Raw genomic sequence first — 22,097 nt, forward strand, 5'->3', positions numbered from 1 at the left:
GCGAACGGTATAATCGCGTGCTTTGCTGCGACGCTTCGGGCGCCGCACGACCGCATTCCAACTTCCCGGCAGGACCACCACCATGACAGCCCTCCTCATCGACGGCAACGCCCTTTCGAAGACCCTGCGCGCACAGGCCGCCGAACGCGCCGCCGCCCTGACCGCGCGCGGCCACCAGCCCGGTCTCGCGGTGATCCTCGTCGGCGCCAACCCGGCGAGCGAAGTCTACGTTCGCAACAAGATCAAGGCGTGCGAGGACAACGGCTTCTTCTCGCTGAAGGATGCGTACCCGGACACGCTGTCGGAGGCCGACCTGCTCGCGCGCATCGACGAGTTGAACCGCGATCCGAAGATCCACGGCATCCTCGTCCAGCTGCCGCTGCCCAAGCACATCGACAGCCACAAGGTGCTCGAGGCGATCGCGCCGGAGAAGGACGTCGACGGCTTCCACGTCGCGAACGCCGGCGCGCTGATGACCGGCAAGCCGCTGTTCCGCCCGTGCACGCCGTACGGCGTGATGAAGATGTTCGAGGCACACGACATTGCGCTGCAGGGCGCGAACGCGGTCGTGATCGGCCGCTCGAACATCGTCGGCAAGCCGATGGCGATGATGCTGCTCGACGCCGGCGCGACCGTGACGATCTGCCACAGCAAGACGCGCGACCTCGCCGCGCACACGCGGCAGGCCGACGTCGTGGTCGCCGCGGTCGGCAAGCGCAACATCCTCACTGCCGACATGGTGAAGCCCGGCGCGACGGTGATCGACGTCGGCATGAACCGCGACGACGCCGGCAAGCTGTGCGGCGACGTCGATTTCGCGGGCGTGAAGGAAGTGGCCGGTCACATCACGCCAGTGCCGGGCGGTGTCGGCCCGATGACCATCACGATGCTGCTGATCAACACGATCGAAGCCGCCGAGCGCGCCGCCGACGCGGCCGCCTGAGCGCCTGCCCGTTCAGCCGGCGCGCGATTCCGCGCGCCGGTGCCTCGCCGGCCGCACCGCACCGCGTCGGCCGCGCCATCAGACGCCTCCCCCCGGCATTCGACCCCGCGTCAATCGCATCGTTAGAAACTAACGATTGGAAAGCGCGCGATGCGCCCCAATAATGTCGATATCGGGCGCCGCGTTGCCTTGCGCGCCTTACCCTTTTCACTCCGGTTCATCCGGCAACAGACAGGGAGTCTTATGTCCGCCAGCGCCAACACCAACCCGCTTCTCGATTTCTCGGGGCTGCCCCGCTTCGGCGAGATCCGCCCGGAACACGTGACGCCCGCGCTCGACACGCTGCTCGATGCCGCCAACCGCGCGGTCGAGACGGCAAGCGCGGCCGCGACGCCGGCAACCTGGGCGGAAGTCGTCGAGACGGTCGAGCGCGCAACGGAGCCGCTCGGTCGCGCGTGGGGCATCGTCGGCCACCTGAACGCGGTCGCCGATACACCCGAACTGCGGGCCGCCTACGGCGAGAACCTGCCGCGCGTGACCGAATTCTGGTCGAGCGTCGGCCAGAACCTCGCGCTGTACGAGAAGTACAAGGCGATCGCCGCGAGCGCCGAATACGCGACGCTGTCCACCGAACGCAAGAAGATCCTCGACAACGCGCTGCGCGATTTCCGCCTGTCGGGCGCCGAGCTGCCCGAGGACCAGAAACCGCGCTTCGCCGAACTGCAGGAACAGCAGGCCGCACTGTCGAAGGCATTCTCCGATCACGTGCTCGACGCAACCAACGCGTACGCGTATTTCGTGCAGGACGAAGCCGACCTGGCCGGCCTGCCCGGCGACGCGATCGAGGCCGCCCGCGAAGCCGCGCAAAAGGATGCCAAGGAAGGCTGGAAATTCACGCTGCACTTCCCGTCGTACTTCCCGGTGCTGCAATACGCCGACAACCGCGCACTGCGCGAGACGCTCTACCGCGCCTATGCGACGCGCGCGTCGGAACTCGGGCCGCAGTACGGCGACGGCAAGGCCGAATGGGACAACACGGCGATCGTCGCCGATGCGCTGAAGCTGCGCCGCGAAGAGGCGCTGATGCTCGGCTACCGCAACTTCGCCGAAGTGTCGCTCGCGCCGAAGATGGCCGAATCGCCGCAGCAGGTAATCGCGTTCCTCGAGGATCTCGCGACGCGCGCACGCCCGCACGCGGACAAGGACTGGGACGAGCTGCGCACGTTCGCCGCGAAGGAACTCGGCCTCGCCGAACTCGCGCCGTGGGACGTCGCATTCGCGGCCGAGAAACTGCGCCAGCAGCGCTACGCGTTCTCGGAAAACGAGGTCAAGCAGTACTTCCCCGAGCCGGCCGCGCTGAAGGGCCTGTTCACCGTCACCGAGACGCTGTTCGGCGTGCGGATCAAGCCGGACGACGCGCCGGTGTGGCACAAGGACGTGCGTTTCTTCCGCGTCGAGAACCGCGACGGCTCGCTCGTCGCGCAGTTCTATCTCGACCTGTACGCGCGCGAAGGCAAGCGCGGCGGCGCATGGATGGACGATGCGCGTTCGCGCGCGAAGCGCGGCAGCAGCGTGCAGACGCCGGTCGCCTATCTCACCTGCAACTTCTCGGCGCCGGTCGGCGGCAAGCCCGCCTGCTTCACGCACGACGAAGTCATCACGCTGTTCCATGAATTCGGCCACGGGCTGCACCACATGCTCACGCGTGTCGACGAACTCGGCGTGTCGGGCATCAACGGTGTCGAATGGGATGCCGTCGAGTTGCCGTCGCAGTTCATGGAAAACTTCTGCTGGGAATGGGACGTGCTGTCGTCGATGTCGTCGCACGTCGACACAGGCGCCGCGCTGCCGCGCGAGCTGTTCGACAAGATGATCGCGGCAAAGAACTTCCAGAGCGGGCTCGGCACGCTGCGCCAGATCGTATTCTCGATGTTCGACATGCTGCTGCACGTCGACTTCGACCCCGCGGGCGCCACCGACGTGACCGCATTCGCGCGCGAGATCAACGAACGCTATCACGTGATCCCGCAAGCTCCGTTCTCGCGCTGGCCGAACACGTTCAGCCACATCTTCGCGGGCGGCTACGCGGCCGGCTACTACAGCTACAAGTGGGCCGAGGTGCTGTCGGCCGATGCGTACGCAGCGTTCGAGGAAGCGGCCGCCGCGAGTGGCAGCGTGCTCGACGCGGCGACCGGCACGCGCTATCGCCGCGAAATCCTCGAGGTCGGCGGCAGCCGCCCGGCGATGGATTCGTTCAAGGCGTTCCGCGGCCGCGAGCCGCAGATCGATGCGCTGCTGCGCCACAACGGGATGGCTGCGCCCGCGCACTGAGCGCCGCCCGGCCTGTTCGGCTGCAGGCAAACCAAGGCACCGCTTCGGCGGTGCCTTTTTTCATGGCGCGGGCGATTCATCGTCGAACAGCGAGAATTGCCCGTGGCGCTCGGCCGTATCCTCGTCGATCCGCACGCCCACGCCGAGCAAGCGCACCGCCTGCGCACGCCGTTGCAGCCCCTTCGCGAGTAGCGTGACCGCCGTGTCCGCGTTCGTCGCATCGGCCACGCACTCGACCGTCGTGCGCTGGAAATCGGCGAAGCGGATCTTCACGTAAAGCTTGCGGATCGACCGCGCGGCGCCCGCCCGTTCGATCCGCGCGTCGAGTTGCACGACGAGGCGGCGGATTTCCGCCGCGCACTGCTCAAGCGTCGTCAGGTCGGTCACGTAGGTCGTCTCGACGCTGACCGACTTGCGCTCCTGGTCGGCCTGCACACGCCGCTCGTCGATCCCGCGCGACAGTTCGTACAACCGCCGCCCAAACGCGCCGAATTCGCGATGCAGGTCGATCAGCGGCCAGTCGCGCAACTGCGCGCAGGTCTGGATGCCGAGCCGGTCGAGCCGCGTGGCCGTCACCTTGCCGACGCCGTGCAGCTTGCGCACCGGCAGCGCCGCGACGAACGCGTCGATCTCGTGCGGCCGCACGACGAACAGCCCGTCTGGCTTGTTCCAGTCGGACGCGATCTTCGCGATGAACTTGTTCGGCGCGACCCCGGCCGACACGGTCACGCCGACCGTGTCGAACACGCGCTGGCGGATCTCCCGTGCAATCAGCGTCGCACTGCCCTGGCACCGCTCCGACCCGCTGACATCGAGGTACGCCTCGTCGAGCGACAGCGGCTCGACATCGGGCGTGTAGTCGCGATAGATCGCCATGATCTGCCGCGACGCCGCGCGATACTTGTCCATCGCGGACGGCAGGATCAGCAGGTCCGGGCACTTGCGCATCGCCAGCGCCGACGACATCGCCGAATGCACGCCGTAGCGCCGCGCCTCGTAGTTGCAGGTCGCGATCACGCCCCGCTGGTCGGGCCGGCCGCCGACCGCGAGCGGCCGGTTGCGCAGCGACGGGTCGTCGCGCATCTCGACCGACGCGTAGAAGCAGTCGCAGTCGCAGTGAATGATCTTGCGCATGCGCGGCAGCGCGTCGCCCGGCGGCGGCACGTGCGGGTCGGCGGGCGGAATGATGGTCGGGTTCACGGTGCCGATACTGTACAAAAACACAGTGCTGCTTTCAACTGTCTCGTGCGGCCTCGCCAGGCGGCGCCGTACCGGCCCGCTTTGCGCGGATCGTACCGGCCGGGCGCGGACAGCGGCGCCTATACTCGTCTGCCGCAATACATGAAACGCAAAGGTGACAGATGAAGACGATCGGACTGATCGGCGGGATGAGCTGGGAATCGTCGGCCGAGTACTACCGGATGATCAATCGGCATTCGAAGGCGCTGCACGGCGGGCACCACAACGCGAAGAGCGTGCTGGTCACGGTCGATTTCGCCGAGATCGAAGCGCTGCAGCGCACGCGCGACTGGGCCGCGCTCGGCGAACGGATGGCCGGCGCCGCGCGGCAGCTCGAAGCGGCCGGCGCCGATCTCGTCGTGCTGACCACCAATACGATGCATCGCGTATGTGATGCGATCGAAGCCGCGGTGACGCTGCCGTTCCTGCATATCGCCGATCCGACCGGCGACGCGCTGCGCGATGCCGGCGTCGAGCACGTCGCGCTGCTGGGCACGCGCTACACGATGGAGTTGCCGTTCTATGCTGAACGGCTGCGCGGCAAATTTGGGCTGGACGTGCTCGTGCCGGACGAACGCGGGCGCGACGACGTGCACCGGATCATCTACGACGAACTGTGCCACGGCATCATCTCGCCGGAATCGCGCGCGACGTACGTGACGATCATCGAGGAACTGGCCCGGCGCGGCGCGCAGGCCGTGATCCTCGGCTGCACGGAAATCACGCTGCTGATCGGCGCGAACGACTCGCCGCTGCCGGTGTTCGATACGACCGCGCTGCACGCGAAGGCGGCGGTCGAGTGGGCGGCGCGCTGATCACAGCCGCGCAGAAAACAAAAAACCCGGCACGAGGCCGGGTTCTTGTCGACGAAGCGCGCATCGGTCATATGCGCTGCACATCGTCTGGTGTGCTTGGTTGCGGGGGTAGGATTTGAACCTACGACCTTCGGGTTATGAGCCCGACGAGCTGCCAGACTGCTCCACCCCGCGTCAGAGAAATAAATTATAGGGTGAGGGAGTACTCACGTCAATACTTTTGTCACAATTTCTTCTCGGTCCATCGAAACAGCCGCGCGCGGCCCCTCCCCCGCCCCGCACGATGCGCGCGTTCGCGCCGCGTGCTCGCGGTAAGATGGCGGCCTTCGCATTCACCCCGCACGCACACTCCCGTTCATGAAAATCGCCACCTGGAACGTCAACTCGCTCAACGTCCGCAAGCAGCATGTGCTCGACTGGCTCGCGCAAAGCGGAACCGACGTGCTGTGCCTGCAGGAACTGAAGCTGCCGGACGAGAAATTCCCGCGCGCCGACCTCGAGGCGGCCGGCTACCGCAGCTGGTTCACGGGCCAGAAAACCTACAACGGCGTCGCGATCCTCGCGCGCGACACGCTGCCGTTCGACGAGTCGGACGTGGTGCGCAACATCCCCGGCTTCGACGATCCGCAGCAGCGCGTGATTGCCGCGACGATCGACGGCGTGCGCATCGTGTCCGCGTATTTCCCGAACGGCCAGGCGCCCGACTCCGACAAGTTCGTCTACAAGATGCAATGGCTCGACGCGCTGCAGGCATGGCTGCGCACCGAGCTGCAGCGCTACCCGAAGCTCGCGCTGCTCGGCGACTACAACATCGCGCCGGAAGACCGCGACGTGCACGACCCCGCGAAATGGGAAGGCCAGAACCTCGTGTCGCCGCAGGAACGCGCACACTTCGCGCAACTGATCGAGCTCGGCTTCGTCGATGCGTTCCGCCGCTTCGAACAGCCGGAGAAGACCTTCACGTGGTGGGACTACCGGATGATGGCGTTCCGTCGCAACGCGGGGCTGCGCATCGACCACGTGCTGCTGTCGCCGGCGCTCGCGGAAACCTGCACGTCGTGCGAAGTCGATCGCACGCCGCGCACGTGGGAACAGCCGTCCGACCACACGCCCGTCGTCGCGGTCGTCGGCTGATCGCTCGGGCAGCCCGCGCGCGTTCAGCGCCGTGCGGGCGCCGGCCCGAGATGGGCCCACAGGAATCCGAATTCCGCCGCATCGGCTTCCGCGCGTTCCAGATCGTCGGCGCTGCCGTGGCCGCCGTCGGTGTTCTCCCAGTACCACACCCGTTCATGACCGAGCGCATGCATGCGCGCCGCCATCTTGCGCGCATGCGCGGGATGCACGCGGTCGTCGCGCGTCGACGTCGTCAGCAGTAACGGCGGATACGCGACGCCGTCACGCACGCGGTGATACGGCGAGTACGCGGCCAGCGCCGCGCCTTCGTGCGGATCGTCCGGATCGCCGTATTCGTCGAGCCATGCGGCGCCCGCATGCAGCTTCGGATAGCGCCGCATGTCGAGCAGCGGCACGCGGCAGAGCACCGCGCCGAACAGCTCCGGCCGCTGCACCATGCACGCGGCGACCAGCAATCCGCCGTTGCTGCCCCCCTCGATGCCGAGCTGCGCGGCGGTCGTCACGCCGGTCGCGGCCAGATCCTCGGCCACCGCGATGAAATCGTCGAACGAACGCTGGCGATGTTCGCGCTGCGCATCGACGTGCCAGCGCGGCCCGAACTCGCCGCCGCCACGGATGTGCGCGAACGCCATCACGCCGCCGCGCTCGAGCCATCCGATACCGAACGCATCGCTGTAGCCCGGCAGGTTCGGGATCGCAAAACCGCCATAGCCCGACAGCAGGCACGGCCGCGCAACGCGGGCAGCGCCGTCGGCCACGTCGAGTGCATCGCGCGGCCCGATCAGCGTGTACGGCACCGTCGTGCCATCTCGCGAACGCGCGCTCGCGCGGCGCACGACGAGCCCGGCCGCGTCGAACTGCACCGGCGGCCGGTCGAGCAGCACGCGGCGCGACGGCGCATCGTCCGCGCGATCGGCAAGATCGGCCAGCCAGCATTCGGGCGGATCGAGATAGGTATCGACGTCCACGTAAATCTCGTCGTTCAGCGTCGCTTCGACGGGCTCGACGTCGATCTGCGCATCGCCCGGCCCCGGCCACTCGAACGGCCGGGCATCCCACGTCCACGTGCCGTCGTCGGCCTGGCTCGGCTGCCACAGCATCGTGCGGTTGTGCACGTCGTCGAGCCAGCTCGCGATCAGCGTCGTGCGCGTGTTCGTCCACGTGCACGCGGACGTCGACGGTTGTGGCGCGAACAGCGTCGTGAATTCGCGCGACCCGGCCAGGAACGCCTGCTCGCGGATCGCGAGCAGCGAACCGCCCGCATGGCGCACGCCGTCGCAATCCCAGTCGAGACGCGGCTCCAGCACGAGCCAGCCTTCCCAGAACCCGACCTCGACATGGGGCGGTACGTCGTAGCGCGCCCACTCGCCCGTCTCGGTCAGCCGGTACGCATGGGCATCGAAGAAATCGACGCTGCGCCACGCGACGTGGCGGTTGTCGATTGGATCGAAGCCCGCACCCGCGCTGATGTCGTCGGGTTCGCCACGGAACACGACGGGCGCATCGGCAAGCGCGGTGCCGCGCACCCAGCGCCGCGCTTCATACGGATAACCGGCCGCGGTCGCATGCGCTTCGCCGCGATCCCAGCTTACGTAGACGGTATCGCGGTCGATCCAGCCGACCGTGTGATGCCCCGGCTCGTCGATCGTGAAGCCGCCGTCGACGAAACGCCGTTCGACGAGATCGAATTCGCGCACGACGACCGCGTCGGCGCCGCCCGGCGACAGCGACAGCAGTGCGCGATCGCCGTCCGGATACAGGATCGAGTCCTGCTCGAACACCCACGACTCGCCCTCCTCCACACCGAGCGCGTCGACGTCGAGCAGCGTTTCCCACGCCGGTTTTCCCGCGCGCCAGTCGTCCCAGCGCGTGCGGCGCCACAGCCCTTTCGGATGGAGATCGTCCTGCCACAGGTCGTAGGCCCAGTCGCGCCAGCGGGTCGGAATCACCGGGCGCTCGCGCGGCAGGTACGCTTTGGCAAGGCGCGCCGTCAGCGCGCGATAGGCGTCGTCGTCACGCAGCGCGGCGCGCGTGCGCGCATTCTGCTCGTCGACCCACGTGCGGGCGCGCTTGCTGTCGAGGGCTTCGAGGAAACGGAACGGGTCGGCCCCGGCGGGCCAGCGGAAGGAATCGGACATTGCGGATGGGCGGAATGGCAAGCTGCGTGCAAACCGCGATTATGTCCGATCGCGGCATGCGCGATGCCCGCGCATGCCGCAAATCGTGCTCAGGGCTCCAGATGGAGTTCCTGGATCTTGCGCGTGATCGTGTTGCGGCCGATGCCGAGCCGTTCCGCGGCTTCGACCTTGCGGCCACGCGTGAAGTCGAGCGCCTCGCGAATCACGGCCGCCTCGAAGCGGCGTGCGAGTTCGTCCATCACGTCGGCCGAGTTCTCGCGCAACAATCGTGCAACCTCGGTGCGCAGGCCATGCTCCCACAACGGATAGCCGGCCGGCGCGCTGCCGTTCGGCGCCGACGTGACAGGCGCTGGCACCGCCGGTGCCGCACCGATCGCCGGCGGCGAGAACGCCGTATCGCCACCGACGTGCGCCTCCACACCGTCGCCCGACGCGGCCACCGGCGCACCGGCCGGCACGAGGTCGGGCGGCAGGTCCTTGATCTCGACCGTTTGCGCGGGCGCCATCACCGTCAGCCAGTTCGCGAGATTCTCGAGCTGGCGCACGTTGCCGGGAAACGCCAGCGACGTGAGGTAAGCCAACGCTTCGTCGGACACGCGCTTCGGCTCGACGCCGAGATCGCGTGCGCTCTTCTGCAGGAAGTGGCGCGTGAGCAGCGCGATGTCCTCGCTGCGTTCGCGCAGCGGCGGCAAGCGCAGCCGGATCACGTTGAGCCGGTGGTAAAGATCCTCGCGGAACAGCCCCTGCCGCACGCGCGACTCGAGATTCTGGTGCGTCGCGGCGATCACGCGCACGTTCGCGCGCAGCGGGTTGTGCCCGCCGACCCGATAGAACTGCCCGTCCGACAGCACGCGCAACAGGCGCGTCTGAAGGTCGAACGGCATGTCGCCGATTTCGTCGAGGAACAGCGTGCCGTTCTCGGCCTGCTCGAAGCGGCCCTGCCGCGTCGTCTGCGCGCCGGTGAACGCGCCGCGCTCATGGCCGAACAGCTCGGATTCGAGCAGGTCCTTCGGAATCGCCGCGGTGTTCAGCGCGATGAACGGCCCGTTCGCACGCGGGCTGTGACGGTGCAGCGCACGCGCGACGAGCTCCTTGCCGGTGCCCGATTCGCCGGTGATCAGCACGGTCGCGGCCGAGTGCGACAGGCGGCCGATCGCGCGGAACATGTCCTGCATCGCGGGCGCCTGGCCGAGCATCTCGGGCGCCTCGGCCACGCGCTCGTCCAGCGGCGCGCCGCCGCGCAGGCTTTCCTCGACCGCGCGGCGGATCAGCTCGACCGCCTTGTCGACGTCGAACGGCTTCGCGAGATATTCGAACGCGCCGCCCTGGAACGCCGCAACCGCGCTGTCGAGATCGGAGAACGCCGTCATGATGATGACGGGCAGGCCCGGCAGGCGCTCGTGCATCGCCTGCAGCAACTCGAGGCCCGAGCCGCCCGGCATCCGGATGTCGGATACGAGCACCTGCGGTGTCTCGTGGTCGAGCGCGGCCAGCGCATCACGCACGTTCGCGAAGCTCTTCGTCGCGAAGCTGTCGCGGGCGAGCGCTTTTTCGAGCACCCAGCGGATCGATTGGTCGTCGTCTACTATCCAGATCGGCTTCATAGGTCGGTCAGATATTGGTGAATCTGGTGAATCGCCATGCCGCCGCTCAATGGTCGAGCGGCAGCAGGATCTGAAATTCGGTACGTCCGGGCCGGCTTTCGACCTCGATCATCCCGTCGTGCTGCTGCACGAACGTCTGCGCGAGCGTCAGGCCGAGACCGCTGCCGTCGTCGCGCCCGGATACGAGCGGGTAGAAGATCCGGTCGCGGATTTCCTCCGGAATGCCGGGCCCGTTGTCGATCACGTGCAAGTCCAGTGCCAGCCGGTACAGGCGCTTCGCGATCGTCACCTTGCGCGCGATGCGCGTGCGCAGCTCGATCTTCGCGTCGCCCTGCGCGATCCGTTCGCGCAGCGCCTGCGCGGCGTTGCGCACGATGTTCAGCAGCGCCTGGATCAGTTGCTCCTTGTCGCCACGCAGGTCCGGCACACTCACGTCGTAGTCGCGCTCGATCGTGAGCCCGCGCGGGAATTCCGCGAGCATCACCGCGCGCACGCGTTCGCATACTTCATGGATGTTCACGTCGCCGACGATGTGCGGATGCCGGTGCGGCTCCAGCAACCGGTCGACGAGCGTCTGCAGGCGATCGGACTCCTTGATGATCACCTGCGTGTATTCGCGCAACTCGCCGCGCTCGCGCTCGCCGAGCTCGAATTCGAGCAGTTGGGCCGCGCCGCGGATGCCGCCGAGCGGGTTCTTGATCTCGTGCGCGAGGTTGCGGATCAGTTGCTTGTTGACCGCGGTCAGGTCGTGGATGCGCTCCTCGCGATCGGTGCGCGACTGCCGCTCGTTCTCGAACAACTCGACGAGCACGAAATCGGGCGCGGTCTCGAGGAAGCCGACGATCGCATGCACATGCAGCGGTTCGCGGCCGGGCCGGTCGAGCACGGTATCGAGGTGCGTCGCGTGAAAGCGTTCCTCGCCGATCGCGGTGATCGTCGACGCAAGCTCGTTCGCATTCGGAAAAATCTCGCCCCACGGCCGCTGCGCGAGCTGCCGGCGCGAAATGTCGAGCATCGCCTCGGCAGACGGGTTCGCGAACGCGATCCGCAGCGTCTTGCGGTCGAGCACGATCACGACCGTCGGCAGCGCTTCCAGCCCCGCCAGCAGGCCCGAGCGTGCGAGCCGATCGTCGTCCGTCAGTCGCTCGGGCTGCCCCGTTTTCGCCTTGATCAGATTCTTCAGAACCATCTGCGTGCTTGTCGCGCCTCTACGGGCCAGAAAAGGAAAATCACCGGAACAAAAAAGGGACGGCTGGACGCCGCCCCTTTCAGACTCCGCCGTTCCCGCCGCAGGCCGCGCGACGGGAACGAACCGGCATGACGGCGCTGAATCGAAGCGCCATCCATCGCCGATTAGAGCGAGTAGTACATCTCGAACTCGATCGGGTGCGTCGTCATGCGGAACTTCGCCAGCTCCTGCTCCTTCAGCGCAAGGTACGCGTCCAGCATGCCGTCCGTGAACACGCCGCCGCGCGTCAGGAACTCGCGATCCTTGTCGAGTGCTTCGAGCGCCTGGTCGAGGCCCGCGCACACGGTCGGGATCTTTGCATCTTCTTCCGGCGGCAGGTCGTACAGGTTCTTGTCCGCTGCTTCGCCCGGATGGATCTTGTTCTGGATCCCGTCGAGGCCGGCCATCATCAGCGCCGTGAAGCACAGGTACGGGTTCGCCATCGGATCCGGGAAGCGCGTTTCGATGCGGCGACCCTTCGGGTTCGACACGTGCGGAATGCGGATCGATGCCGAACGGTTGCGCGCCGAGTAGGCCAGCTTGACCGGTGCCTCGAAGTGCGGGACCAGACGCTTGTACGAGTTCGTCGTCGGGTTCGTGATCGCGTTCAGCGCACGGGCGTGCTTGATGATGCCGCCGATGTAGAACAGCGCCAGTTCCGACAGGCCGGCGTAGCCGTTGCCCGCGAACAGGTTCTGGCCGTCCTTCCAGATCGACTGGTGAACGTGCATGCCCGAACCGTTGTCGCCGACGACCGGCTTCGGCATGAACGTCGCCGTCTTGCCGTACGAGTGCGCGACGTTATGGATGATGTACTTCGACCATTGCGTCCAGTCGGCGCGCTGCACGAGCGTCGAGAACTTCGTGCCGATTTCGTTCTGGCCCTGGCCCGCCACTTCGTGGTGGTGCACTTCGACCGGGATGCCGAGCTGTTCGAGCAGCAGGCACATTTCCGAACGGATGTCCTGGAACGTGTCGACCGGCGCGACCGGGAAGTAGCCGCCCTTCGTGCCCGGACGGTGGCCCGTGTTGCCGCCTTCGAATTCCTTGCCTGCCGACCACGGTGCTTCTTCCGAGTTGATCTTCACGAAGCAGCCCGACATGTCCGTGTTCCACTGGACCGAGTCGAAAATGAAGAATTCCGGCTCCGGACCGAAGTACGCCGTGTCGCCGATGCCCGTGCTCTTCAGGTACGCTTCGCCGCGCTTCGCGAGCGAACGCGGATCGCGCTCGTAGCCCTTGCCGTCGGCCGGCTCGACCACGTCGCAGGTCAGGACCAGGGTCGACTCTTCATAGAACGGGTCGACGAATGCGGCGTTCGGATCCGGCATGAGCAGCATGTCCGACGCCTCGATGCCCTTCCAGCCCGCGATCGACGAGCCGTCGAATGCATGGCCGCTTTCGAACTTGTCTTCGTCAAACGCCGAAACCGGCACCGACACGTGCTGTTCCTTGCCGCGCGTATCCGTGAAGCGGAAATCGACAAACTTGACGTCCTCGTCCTTCACGAGCTGCATGACGTCGGCGACGGTTTTACTCATAACCTCTTCTCCTGATTGAACAATTCCGGCGGACTGGGAACCGCCTCGTTTATCGAGCTGATCGGGATCTTGCTTTGGCGCAGCGCGCCCCGATTCGACCGAATCCTATAAAGCAGCTTCCGTGCCACCTATGCGCAAGATTGGCGCGAATCGCGCCGGCGCTCGTCGCGACGGGGCTGGGCTGCGCAATTCCGGGGCTCGGCTTCGCCCCGCCTGCCAACCGAAGGCACCGTGATGGTGCAATCGTTGCAACGTGCCGCGCCAACCGAATCATTCTGGTGCATGCGTGCCATTCTGCACTTATTTGGTGAACGCGTGTGAGGCGCGCGCACCGTACCGCCACGGACATCCGTGCCGCGACGCCGCGCTAGAATGTTCGTTTGACCGATAGGAGACTCCCTGCCATGAGTACGCTCGACCAGCTTTACGCGAAGGCCGACGAACGCCGCGCACAAGCCGCGCTCAACTACGCCGGGGCGCTGCTGCCGGCCGAGGCCTTCGAACTGCTGCAGCTCGATCCGTCGGCGCGCCTCGTCGACGTGCGCACCCGCGCCGAACTCGACTGGATCGGCCGCCCGCTCGTCGGCGACGGTCAGTACCTGCATCTCGAATGGACGCGCTACCCGGGCGGCGTGCCGAACGCCGAATTCGTCAACGAACTGAAGGCGGCCCTCCCGGCCGATACGCCCATCCTGTTCCTGTGCCGCAGCGCTGCGCGCTCGAAGCTCGCCGCGGTCGCCTCCGCGCAAGCCGGCTTCACGAAGGCGTTCGATCTGCTCGAAGGCTTCGAGGGCGCAAAGGACGCCGAAGGCCACCGCAAGACGGTCGACGGCTGGTGCTTCCGGAAACTGCCGTGGATCGGCGCCTGACGGCACGCCGCTCCCGCCGGTGACGACAACCCCATCGTCGAGCCGGGCGATGACATGCCGATGACGGGCCGCGTTGCGCGGCCCGTGGCTTTTGTACGGCTGATTGAGGAGGCGCTCAGGCGCGCGGCGTATCGGGTTCGACGACGTCGCCGCCGAGCAGGTGCACGCCTTCGCGCAGCTTCACGTAGGCAGCCGCGACCGCTTCCGGCTCGCCCTTCACGCCGAGGTCGATGTGACGGCGTGCATAGATCCCGCCGCGCTCCGCATCGCCGACGCTCGGCAGGCTGAACACGCGCACGCCCGGGAAATCGCGCTCGATGCGCTCCATCAGCGGCGTGAGCGTCGATTCCGGCAGTTCGAACACGTACAGCGAGCGCTCCGCGTGCGGCGTCGCGTGATGCAGGTGCGCGTACTTCGTATCGAGCACCCATTCGATCATCGGCCACGCCATCACCGGGAAGCCCGGCACGAAGTGCAGGTCGCCGACCGAGAAGCCGGGAATCCGGTTGTAGCCGTTCGGGATGATCGTCGCACCCGCCGGGAACACACCCATGTTGAAGCGGTGCTGGTTCTCCGGCGAATCGAAGTCGACCGGCGTGGCCGGATCGGTGTGCGTTTCGCGGATCCGTTCCGAAATCAGCACCTTCGCTTCCGGATGCAGCTCGAGCGGCACGCCGAGCGCGGCGGCCGCGCACTGGCGCGTGTGGTCGTCCGGCGTCGCGCCGATGCCGCCCGTCGAGAACACGATGTCGCCCGACGCGATCGCGCGTGCGAGGGTCGCCGTGATGCGCGCCGGATCGTCGCCGACGTATTCGGCCCAGTCGAGCGTGAGGCCGCGCGCGCCGAGCAACTCGATGACCTTCGCCAGATGCTTGTCCTGCCGGCGGCCCGAAAGGATTTCGTCGCCGATGATGATGATGCCGATGCTCATGCCTGCCCCATGTCGATTGCGGTGGCGCGCGAACTCGCACGCAGGTCCTCCAGCGCGCGCAGGCAGTAATGCCCGAACCACAGCGCCGAGAAGACGAGGATGAAAGCGTAAACCCAGATCATGGCCGCCGCGACGAACGGGAACAGCACCATCATCCAGACCGACGATACCCATACGAAGGTCGGCACGGTGCCGAGCAGCCCGGTCGCGACGCCGATGCCGATCAGCGGCCAGCGGTGCTGCCGCACGAGCGCCCGGCGCTCGTCGCGGCTCGCGTGCAGCGCGAGCGCGTCGTAGGTCATCACGCGGTACGTGAGCCAGCCCCAGATCACCGGCGGCAGCAGCGCGAAGAACGGCGGAATCAGCCACAGCGGGATCGTGACGACCAGCACGACGACGCCGGCCAGCGCCGCCCCCAGCGAATTGAACACGCTGCCGAAGAAGGTGCCGCCCCGCTTCGGCTCGAGCGCGGCGAACTGCCGGTTCGACAGGTGCTTGATCACGACCGGCATCGAGATCGTCGCGATCAGCAGCAGCACGGTCAGCACGATGAGCGGAATCGCGAGCGACACGACCACGAACGGCGCAACGACCGCGTGCAGCTGCGACATGCCGATCGCGTCGAACGCGCGGTACAGCATGGCCGTCAGCACGAAGCCGTCGAGCGCGCCGCGTGCGAGATCCAGCAGCGTCTGCCACGAGAACCACAGCACGACGCCCCACAGGACGGCCGAGACGAGAAACGGCATCAGGGTGAGCCAGAGCATGCGCGGATGCAGTGCGCTCGCCAATGCCCGGACGAAGGAACGCAGCAAGTCGTTCATGCCAGCCTGTATCGACGGAGAAAAACGGGGAAAGGATAAACCACGCGGCCCGCATGCGCCAAAGCACATGCGGGCCGCGTGGGAGAGCCGCTCAACGTGAAAATGGCCGGATCAGGCCGACGCCGCGCCGCGCTTGGCGGGGAACAGGCGCCGGAAGATCCGCACGAACGCGAGGCCGTGCTGCGCCCAGAAGCCTTCGCCGTAGGACACGCCTTCGACCTGGTCGCGGATGCCGGTCGGCTCGACCGTGCGGTTCCACGACGCGGTGCCGAACATCATGTCCCACCACGGGAACAGCACGCCGAAGTTGCAGCCGTACTTCGTGCCTTCGTGGCCATAGCCGACCGCGTGGTGGCGGCGGTGGAAGATCGGGCTCACGAACAGGCGCTCGCCGAGCCAGCCGAACGGCAGCCGCGCATTCGTGTGCTGAATGCTCTGCATGAAGTTCGTGAACGCGGTCAGCACGACGAACTGCGACGGCGTCACGCCGATCACGAGCGCGATCGCCGCGAAGAAGCACGACTGGATCACGTCGTCGAGCACGTGGTTGCGGTCGTCGCACCACAGCGACATCTGGCGCTGGCTGTGATGCACCGCGTGCAGCTCCCACCAGATGCCGAACTTGTGCTGCCAGCGGTGATACCAGTAGCCGGCGAAATCGAGCACGACGAGATAGATCGCGAACGTGACGATCGGCTTCGAGGTCACGCCCGGCCACAGGTAGTCGAGGTTGAGGTTCGCAACGCCGTGCAGGCGCAGCCACGCCTGGAAGTTGTCGAACAGCGGTTGCAGCGCGAAGAAGAAGAACAGCGAGTAGATGCCGAGCTTCGCGATCGCCGTGTAGATCACGTCGACCCGCACGGCACGGCGGTTCGTCCAGCGCTCGACGGGCAGCAGCGCCTCGAGCGGGCGCAGCAGCACGAACATCAGGACCATCTGCAGCGCGCCGACGATCACCCAGTACAGCGCGTCGTAGGTGTCCTCGTCATAGTCCATCAGGTTGAACTTGAAGAGGAGCGGCTGCACGACGTCGACGTACAGCCAGGTCTGGATGTCCGATACGAATGCATCGATCAGGTGCAGCATCGTTCCCCCTCGCCCGTCACGCGCCGTTCGCGGCGCGCCACGGCGCGCGGTCGTAGAAATAGATGCCGTGCGGCGAGCGGCCGACGGAAATCGTCTGCACCAGCTTGCGCGACGGCAGGTCGATGATCCCGACCTTCTTCGCGAAGCGGAACGTCACCCACAGCGTCTTCTTGTCGGCGGACAGTTCCATGTCGTCCGGGCCCGGCAGCAGGCCGGTGATGTCGCCGACGTTGGTGAGCGTGTTCTCGTCGATGATGCTGATCGTGTTCGCGACCCGGTTCGTCACCGCGACATGCGTGCCGTCGGCGAGCGAACGGAAGTTGTGCGCGCCCTTGCCCGTGACGATCTGCTTGACGACCTTCTGGTTGCGCCAGTCGACCACCGCGACGTAATCCGAGCCCGTCATCCCGACGAGCAGGTACTTGTCGTCCGGCGTGAGCCACAGGCCGGCCGGCACCTTGCCGACCTTCATCTTCCATTTGACCGTCTGCGTCGGCAGGTCGATCGCCGCGATCTCGCCGGAGACCTGCAGCGATACGAGCAAGGTCTTGCTGTCCTTCGTGAACGCGAGGTGGCTCGGCATCACCTCGAGCGGCACGCGCTTCACGAGCTTCAGGTCGCGGCCGTCGTAGCCGTAGATGTCGACGCGGTCGAGGCGCAGGCCCGCCGCCGCGAACCACTTGCGGTCGGGCGAGAAGCCAAGTTGGTAAGGATCGTCGATCCCTTCGACGGTGCGCTGCAGCTTGCCCGTCTTCGGATCGAGGAACATCAGGCTGTTCGAGACCGAATTCGCGACGATCAGCGACGAATTGTCGGGCGTGATCATCAGGTGATGCGGTTCCTTGCCGGTTGGCATCGTGCCGACGACCTGGCGGGTCTGCTGGTCGATCAGGGACAGCGTCGCTTCGGCCGAATTGAGAATGATCACGTTATTCGCGTGGGCGGCGGGCGCCAGCACGGCGGCGGCCAGCGCGAGCGTGCGGCCGAGGGAAAGGAAAGTGCGCATGAAGACTCACGTCGTGGAACAACCGTCATTGTAAAACGTTCAACCGGCCCGGCCGGTTGACCGAAGCCGGCATTGCGCCACTTCGACGCACGCCGCGGCGGCCCGGTCGGCCGGCGCGGCAGGCGCCGCGCGGCCGACCGGGGCCAGCCGCCGGTGCGGGCCCGGGCAGTCGATGTTGCGCTAGCGCTGCATCGACTCCCAGACCTTGTGCAGACGCTTGACAGAGACAGGCATCGGCGTGCGCAGTTCCTGCGCGAACAGCGAAATCCGCAGTTCCTCGAGCAACCAGCGGAATTCCGCGAGCCGCGAATCGGCGACGCCGCCGCGCTGCGACACCGCGCGCTGGTACTGCTGGGCGAGCGGCAACAGGTCGGCCGACTGCTTCGCGTCGCGCGCCGGATCGGCCTTCAGCTTGTCGATCCGCAGCGCGATGCCCTTCAGGTAGCGCGGGAAGTGCGCCAGTTGCGCGTAGGGCGTATCGATCACGAAGCGCTTGCCGACCAGCGCGGCGAGCTGCTGCTGCAGGTCCGCATGCGCCTGCGCGAACGGCTTCGCCTGCGCGAGCTTCTTCAGGAGCCCCGCGTATTCGGCCAGGATCTGCCCGACCAGCCGCGCGATTTCCTGCGCGAGCAGGTTCAGGCGGCTCCGGCCCTCGTCGCGGCGCGCGTGGAAGCTCGCGTCGTCGTCGGGCAGCGGGTCCTGCAGGCACGCGCGGTCGAGCGCCGTGTCGATCAGCTGGTCGCGCAGCTCGTCCTGCGTGCCGAGCGACATGTACTGCATCGCCATCTCGCGCAGGCCCGGCAGGTTCTTCTCGAGGAACTTGATCGGCTCCTTCAGCTGCAGCGCGAACAGCCGCCGCAGGCCGGCCCGATGGATGCGCGCGGCCTCCTCCGGCGAATCGAACACTTCGACGTCGCAATGCGTGCCGCGATCGACGAGCGCCGGGTAGCCGTACAGCGTCTGGCCGCGCCGGCGAATCTCCAGCAGCTCGGGCAGCTTGCCGAAATTCCACGTCGTCAGGTTCTCGTACAGCGCCGTCGCGCCGGCTTCCGCCGCAGCGGCCGTCTGCGGCACCGCGCCCTTGCCGGCCTTCGCGTTGCGGGCGGCGGTACCGGTCGCGGCAGCCGTCGCCGGCGCCTGGCCCATGGCCTGGCCGTCATCGGCATCGCCGCCGGCCGCGATCGTCGACGCCGCCGCGATCTTCTGGAACTGCTGCTGCGCCTGCGCGCCGAGCTCCTGGCGAAGCTGCGCGAGATTGCGCCCCATCGCGAGCTGGCGGCCGTGCTCGTCGATCACCTTGAAGTTCATGAACAGGTGCGCGGGCAGCGTCTCGAGCTTGAAGTCGGCCGTTTTCATCGCGACCTGCGTCTCGCCGCGCACGTCGGCGATCAGCGCCTCGACCAGCCCGCCCGCACCGAAGCGCTCGCGGCCCATCCGCTCGACGAAGCCGGCCGCGTATTCAGGCAGCGGCACGCAATGCCGGCGCAGCTTCTGCGGCAGCGACTTCAGCAGCAACTGCACCTTTTCCTTCAGCATCCCGGGCACGAGCCACTCGCAGCGGCGCGCGTCGACCTGGTTCAGCGCATACAGCGGCACCGCGAGCGTCACGCCGTCGCGCGGCGTGCCGGGCTCGAAGTGGTACGTGAGCGCCATCTCGACGCCGGCCATCGTCGCGCGCTTCGGGAACAGCTCGGTCGTCACGCCGGCCGCCTCGTGGCGCATCAGGTCGTCGCGCGACAGGTACAGCAGCCGCAGCTTGTCCTCGGGCTGGCCGCCCTGCTTCACCTCGTCGCGATACCAGCGCTCGAACGCGGCGCCCGTGTGAATGCCCTCCGGAATCGCCTGGTCATAGAACGCGTAGATCAGCTCGTCGTCGACCAGCACGTCCTGCCGGCGCGACTTGTGCTCGAGCTGCTCGATGTCGGCGAGCAGCTTGCGGTTGTGCGCGAAGAACGCGAGCTTCGTGTCGAACTCGCCTTCGACCAGCGCGCCGCGGATGAACAGCTCGCGCGCACGCGACGGATCCTGCTTGCCGAACGCGACGCGCCGGCGGTGATAAATCGGCAGCCCGTACAGCGTCGCGCGCTCGTACGCGCTGACCTGCGCCGGGCGCTTTTCCCAGTGCGGCTCCGACAGCGACTTCTTCAGCAGGTGCGCACCGATCTTCTCGACCCATTCGGGCTCGATCTTCGCAAGGCAGCGCGCGTACAGTCGGCTCGTCTCGACGAGCTCGGCCGCCATCACCCAGCGGCCGGCCTTCTTCGCGAGCACGGAGCCCGGCCACAGGTAGAACTTGATCCCGCGCGCGCCGAGATAGTGCGGATCGTCGTCGGCCTTCAGGCCGAGGTTGCCGAGCAGGCCCGTCAACAGCGCCAGATGGATCTGTTCGTAGGTCGCCTCGACTTCGTTCAGCCGCCAGCCGTGCTCGCGCACGACGGTCAACAGCTGCGAATGGACGTCGCGCCACTCGCGCAGCCGCAGGTGCGACAGGAAGTTCTGCCGGCACGCGTCGACCAGCTGGCGGTTCGACTTCTTGTGCGCGACGGCCTCTTCGAACCACGCCCAGATCTTCAGCCACTGCAGGAATTCGGAACGTTCATCGGCAAACCGGCGGTGCGCCTGGTCGGCTTGCTCCTGCGCTTCGATCGGGCGGTCGCGCGGGTCCTGCACGGACAGCGCGCTCGCGATGATCAGCACCTCGCGCAGCGACTGCTGGTCGCGCGCGGCAAGAATCATCCGGCCGACGCGCGGGTCGAGCGGCAGCCGCGCGAGTTCGCGGCCGAGCGGCGTCAGCGCGTTGTCGTCGTCGACCGCGCCGAGCTCGTTGAGCAACTGGTAGCCGTCCGCGATCGCGCGGCCGGGCGGCGGTTCGAGGAACGGGAACGATTCGATCGCCGTCAGGTGCAGCGACTTCATCCGCAGGATCACCGACGCGAGCGACGAGCGCAGGATTTCCGGATCGGTGAAGCGCGCGCGCGCCTGGTAATCGCTTTCCTCGTACAAGCGGATGCAGACGCCGTCGGCCACGCGGCCGCAGCGGCCCGCGCGCTGGTTCGCGGCTGCCTGCGAGATCGACTCGACCTGCAGCTGCTCGACCTTGTTCCGGTACGAATAGCGTTTCACGCGCGCGAGGCCCGTATCGACGACGTAGCGGATGCCCGGCACCGTCAGCGACGTCTCGGCCACGTTGGTCGCGAGCACGATCCGGCGCGCGTTCGACGCCTTGAACACCTTGTCCTGGTCGGCCGCCGAGAGCCGCGCGAACAGCGGCAGGATCTCGGTGTGCGGCGGGTGGTGCTTGCGCAGCGCCTCGGCCGCCTCGCGGATCTCGCGCTCGCCGGGCAGGAACACCAGCACGTCGCCGGGGCCTTCGCGGCACAGCTCGTCGACGGCGTCGACGATCGCGTCCATCAGGTCGCGTTCGGCTTCGCGCGCGGTCTTCACGCGGTCGCGGCCGGCCGTGCCCTCGGCGTTCTTCACGGCCGGGCGATCCTCGGCCACGGGCCGGTAGCGCATCTCGACCGGATACAGCCGCCCGCTCACCTCGATCACGGGCGCGGGACGCTCGTCGGTGCCGAAATGGCGCGCGAAGCGATCGGCGTCGATCGTCGCGGACGTGACGATCAGCTTCAGGTCCGGCCGCCTCGGCAGGATTTCCTTCAGGTAGCCGAGCAGGAAGTCGATGTTCAGGCTGCGCTCGTGCGCCTCGTCGATGATCAGCGTGTCATATGCCTTCAGCAACGGGTCGGTCTGCGTCTCGGCGAGCAGGATCCCGTCCGTCATCAGCTTCACGGACGCGCCCGGCGCGAGGTTGTCGGTAAAGCGCACCTTGTAGCCGACCACTTCGCCGAACGGCGTGCCGAGCTCCTCGGCGATCCGGCGGCCGGTGGACGACGCGGCGAGGCGGCGCGGCTGCGTATGGCCGATCAGGCCCGTGCCGCCGGCGCCGAGGCCGCGACCGAGATCGAGACAAATCTTCGGCAGCTGCGTGGTCTTGCCCGAACCGGTTTCGCCGCAGACGATGACAACCTGATGACCGGCGATCGCGCGCGCGATTTCGTCGCGCTTGCCCGACACGGGCAGGCTTTCGGGGTACGTGATCGGCGGGACCGGGTTCGGTGCGACGACGGCGCGCGGCGCACGCTCGCGGCGCGGCGCGCGCTCGCCCGTCGCAGCGGACGCGTCCTTCGCGGCCGGCTGGCGCGCGTCGCCGCGCGATTCGTCGCCGCGCGGACCGCGCGGCGCTTGCGCAGGCTGGCCCGCCTGCTGTTGCTGCGGCCGGCGCGGCGGCTGGCCCTGCTGCTGGCCCTGCTGCTGGCGTGCATCGGCCGCACCATCCGGGTGCCGGGCCGACGGCGCTTTGGCCCGCGTCGGCGCGGGACTTTTAGGTACATTCGACATGGGGGCG

The 22,097-nt window shown here is 67.4% G+C and carries 15 protein-coding genes and 1 tRNA gene; 5 read left to right on the forward strand and 11 right to left on the reverse strand.

Translation table 11 applies throughout. The features are described from left to right. Window positions 1-82 precede the first annotated feature (82 nt). A complete protein-coding gene (folD, locus tag ACPTTC_RS12450; RefSeq protein WP_226196616.1) occupies window positions 83-943 on the forward strand; it encodes a bifunctional methylenetetrahydrofolate dehydrogenase/methenyltetrahydrofolate cyclohydrolase FolD in 861 nt (286 codons plus the stop codon). A gap of 243 nt (window positions 944-1,186) precedes the next feature. Further along, window positions 1,187-3,274 carry a M3 family metallopeptidase gene (locus ACPTTC_RS12455; RefSeq protein WP_175953546.1) on the forward strand — a complete coding sequence of 696 codons (2,088 nt, stop codon included), beginning with the start codon at window positions 1,187-1,189 and terminating at the stop codon, window positions 3,272-3,274. Between the two features lie 60 nt (window positions 3,275-3,334). Here ACPTTC_RS12455 and dinB read toward each other — a convergent pair whose 3' ends face one another. Beyond that, window positions 3,335-4,498 (reverse strand): DNA polymerase IV, encoded by a 1,164-nt coding sequence (dinB, locus tag ACPTTC_RS12460; RefSeq protein WP_423392643.1) that lies wholly within the window; start codon window positions 4,496-4,498, stop codon window positions 3,335-3,337. A gap of 137 nt (window positions 4,499-4,635) precedes the next feature. Here dinB and ACPTTC_RS12465 point away from each other — a divergent pair, with 137 nt between their 5' ends. Then, window positions 4,636-5,328, forward strand: coding sequence for an aspartate/glutamate racemase family protein (locus ACPTTC_RS12465; RefSeq protein WP_423392644.1), 693 nt, complete (start codon window positions 4,636-4,638; stop codon window positions 5,326-5,328). A gap of 97 nt (window positions 5,329-5,425) precedes the next feature. Here the strand turns inward: ACPTTC_RS12465 and ACPTTC_RS12470 are convergent. Next, a tRNA-Met gene (locus tag ACPTTC_RS12470) sits at window positions 5,426-5,502 on the reverse strand. A 183-nt stretch (window positions 5,503-5,685) separates the two neighbouring features. On the opposite strand from ACPTTC_RS12470, the gene xth reads away from it, so the two are divergent. Beyond that, on the forward strand, window positions 5,686-6,462 hold the full coding sequence (xth, locus tag ACPTTC_RS12475) for an exodeoxyribonuclease III (protein ID WP_175953552.1): 777 nt from the start codon (window positions 5,686-5,688) through the stop codon (window positions 6,460-6,462). 23 nt (window positions 6,463-6,485) lie between these two features. Here xth and ACPTTC_RS12480 read toward each other — a convergent pair whose 3' ends face one another. The 4 genes from ACPTTC_RS12480 to glnA form a co-directional block, all read right to left on the reverse strand. Beyond that, window positions 6,486-8,600, reverse strand: a complete 2,115-nt coding sequence (locus tag ACPTTC_RS12480; protein WP_423392645.1) for a prolyl oligopeptidase family serine peptidase — start codon at window positions 8,598-8,600, stop codon at window positions 6,486-6,488. 89 nt (window positions 8,601-8,689) lie between these two features. Then, a complete protein-coding gene (gene ntrC / locus ACPTTC_RS12485) occupies window positions 8,690-10,204 on the reverse strand; it encodes a nitrogen regulation protein NR(I) (RefSeq protein WP_423392646.1) in 1,515 nt (504 codons plus the stop codon). Between the two features lie 46 nt (window positions 10,205-10,250). After that, a complete protein-coding gene (glnL, locus tag ACPTTC_RS12490) occupies window positions 10,251-11,393 on the reverse strand; it encodes a nitrogen regulation protein NR(II) (protein WP_226196599.1) in 1,143 nt (380 codons plus the stop codon). A 164-nt stretch (window positions 11,394-11,557) separates the two neighbouring features. Then, window positions 11,558-12,973 carry a type I glutamate--ammonia ligase gene (gene glnA / locus ACPTTC_RS12495; RefSeq protein WP_175953558.1) on the reverse strand — a complete coding sequence of 472 codons (1,416 nt, stop codon included), beginning with the start codon at window positions 12,971-12,973 and terminating at the stop codon, window positions 11,558-11,560. Window positions 12,974-13,377: 404 nt separating this feature from the next. On the opposite strand from glnA, the gene ACPTTC_RS12500 reads away from it, so the two are divergent. Next, window positions 13,378-13,842 (forward strand): rhodanese-like domain-containing protein, encoded by a 465-nt coding sequence (locus ACPTTC_RS12500; protein WP_423392647.1) that lies wholly within the window; start codon window positions 13,378-13,380, stop codon window positions 13,840-13,842. 115 nt (window positions 13,843-13,957) lie between these two features. Here the strand turns inward: ACPTTC_RS12500 and ACPTTC_RS12505 are convergent, their stop codons facing one another. The 5 genes from ACPTTC_RS12505 to hrpA form a co-directional block, all read right to left on the reverse strand. Then, entirely contained in the window at window positions 13,958-14,773 is an 816-nt protein-coding gene (locus ACPTTC_RS12505) for a competence/damage-inducible protein A (protein ID WP_175969420.1), read from the reverse strand. After that, window positions 14,770-15,597, reverse strand: a complete 828-nt coding sequence (locus ACPTTC_RS12510) for an EI24 domain-containing protein (RefSeq protein ID WP_175953564.1) — start codon at window positions 15,595-15,597, stop codon at window positions 14,770-14,772. Before ACPTTC_RS12510 ends, ACPTTC_RS12505 begins: the two co-directional genes overlap by 4 nt. Before the next feature lie 111 nt (window positions 15,598-15,708). Beyond that, complete coding sequence (locus ACPTTC_RS12515; RefSeq protein ID WP_046546076.1) at window positions 15,709-16,683, reverse strand: sterol desaturase family protein; 975 nt, start codon at window positions 16,681-16,683, stop codon at window positions 15,709-15,711. A gap of 16 nt (window positions 16,684-16,699) precedes the next feature. Beyond that, window positions 16,700-17,689 (reverse strand): beta-propeller fold lactonase family protein, encoded by a 990-nt coding sequence (locus ACPTTC_RS12520; protein WP_423392648.1) that lies wholly within the window; start codon window positions 17,687-17,689, stop codon window positions 16,700-16,702. Between the two features lie 180 nt (window positions 17,690-17,869). After that, entirely contained in the window at window positions 17,870-22,090 is a 4,221-nt protein-coding gene (gene hrpA, locus ACPTTC_RS12525) for an ATP-dependent RNA helicase HrpA (RefSeq protein WP_423392649.1), read from the reverse strand. Between the last annotated feature and the right edge of the window lie 7 nt (window positions 22,091-22,097).

It is taken from the genome of Burkholderia mycopellens (assembly GCF_964265025.1).
GTDB lineage: Bacteria > Pseudomonadota > Gammaproteobacteria > Burkholderiales > Burkholderiaceae > Burkholderia.

Coding starts and splice junctions, on each gene's coding strand:
- folD (WP_226196616.1), top strand. CDS start 83: ATGACAGCCCTCCTCATCGACGGCAACGCCCTTTCGAAGACCCTGCGC.
- ACPTTC_RS12455 (WP_175953546.1), top strand. CDS start 1,187: ATGTCCGCCAGCGCCAACACCAACCCGCTTCTCGATTTCTCGGGGCTG.
- ACPTTC_RS12465 (WP_423392644.1), top strand. CDS start 4,636: ATGAAGACGATCGGACTGATCGGCGGGATGAGCTGGGAATCGTCGGCC.
- xth (WP_175953552.1), top strand. CDS start 5,686: ATGAAAATCGCCACCTGGAACGTCAACTCGCTCAACGTCCGCAAGCAG.
- ACPTTC_RS12480 (WP_423392645.1), bottom strand. CDS start 8,600: ATGTCCGATTCCTTCCGCTGGCCCGCCGGGGCCGACCCGTTCCGTTTC.
- ntrC (WP_423392646.1), bottom strand. CDS start 10,204: ATGAAGCCGATCTGGATAGTAGACGACGACCAATCGATCCGCTGGGTG.
- glnL (WP_226196599.1), bottom strand. CDS start 11,393: ATGGTTCTGAAGAATCTGATCAAGGCGAAAACGGGGCAGCCCGAGCGA.
- glnA (WP_175953558.1), bottom strand. CDS start 12,973: ATGAGTAAAACCGTCGCCGACGTCATGCAGCTCGTGAAGGACGAGGAC.
- ACPTTC_RS12500 (WP_423392647.1), top strand. CDS start 13,378: ATGAGTACGCTCGACCAGCTTTACGCGAAGGCCGACGAACGCCGCGCA.
- ACPTTC_RS12505 (WP_175969420.1), bottom strand. CDS start 14,773: ATGAGCATCGGCATCATCATCATCGGCGACGAAATCCTTTCGGGCCGC.
- ACPTTC_RS12510 (WP_175953564.1), bottom strand. CDS start 15,597: ATGAACGACTTGCTGCGTTCCTTCGTCCGGGCATTGGCGAGCGCACTG.
- ACPTTC_RS12515 (WP_046546076.1), bottom strand. CDS start 16,683: ATGCTGCACCTGATCGATGCATTCGTATCGGACATCCAGACCTGGCTG.
- ACPTTC_RS12520 (WP_423392648.1), bottom strand. CDS start 17,689: ATGCGCACTTTCCTTTCCCTCGGCCGCACGCTCGCGCTGGCCGCCGCC.
- hrpA (WP_423392649.1), bottom strand. CDS start 22,090: ATGTCGAATGTACCTAAAAGTCCCGCGCCGACGCGGGCCAAAGCGCCG.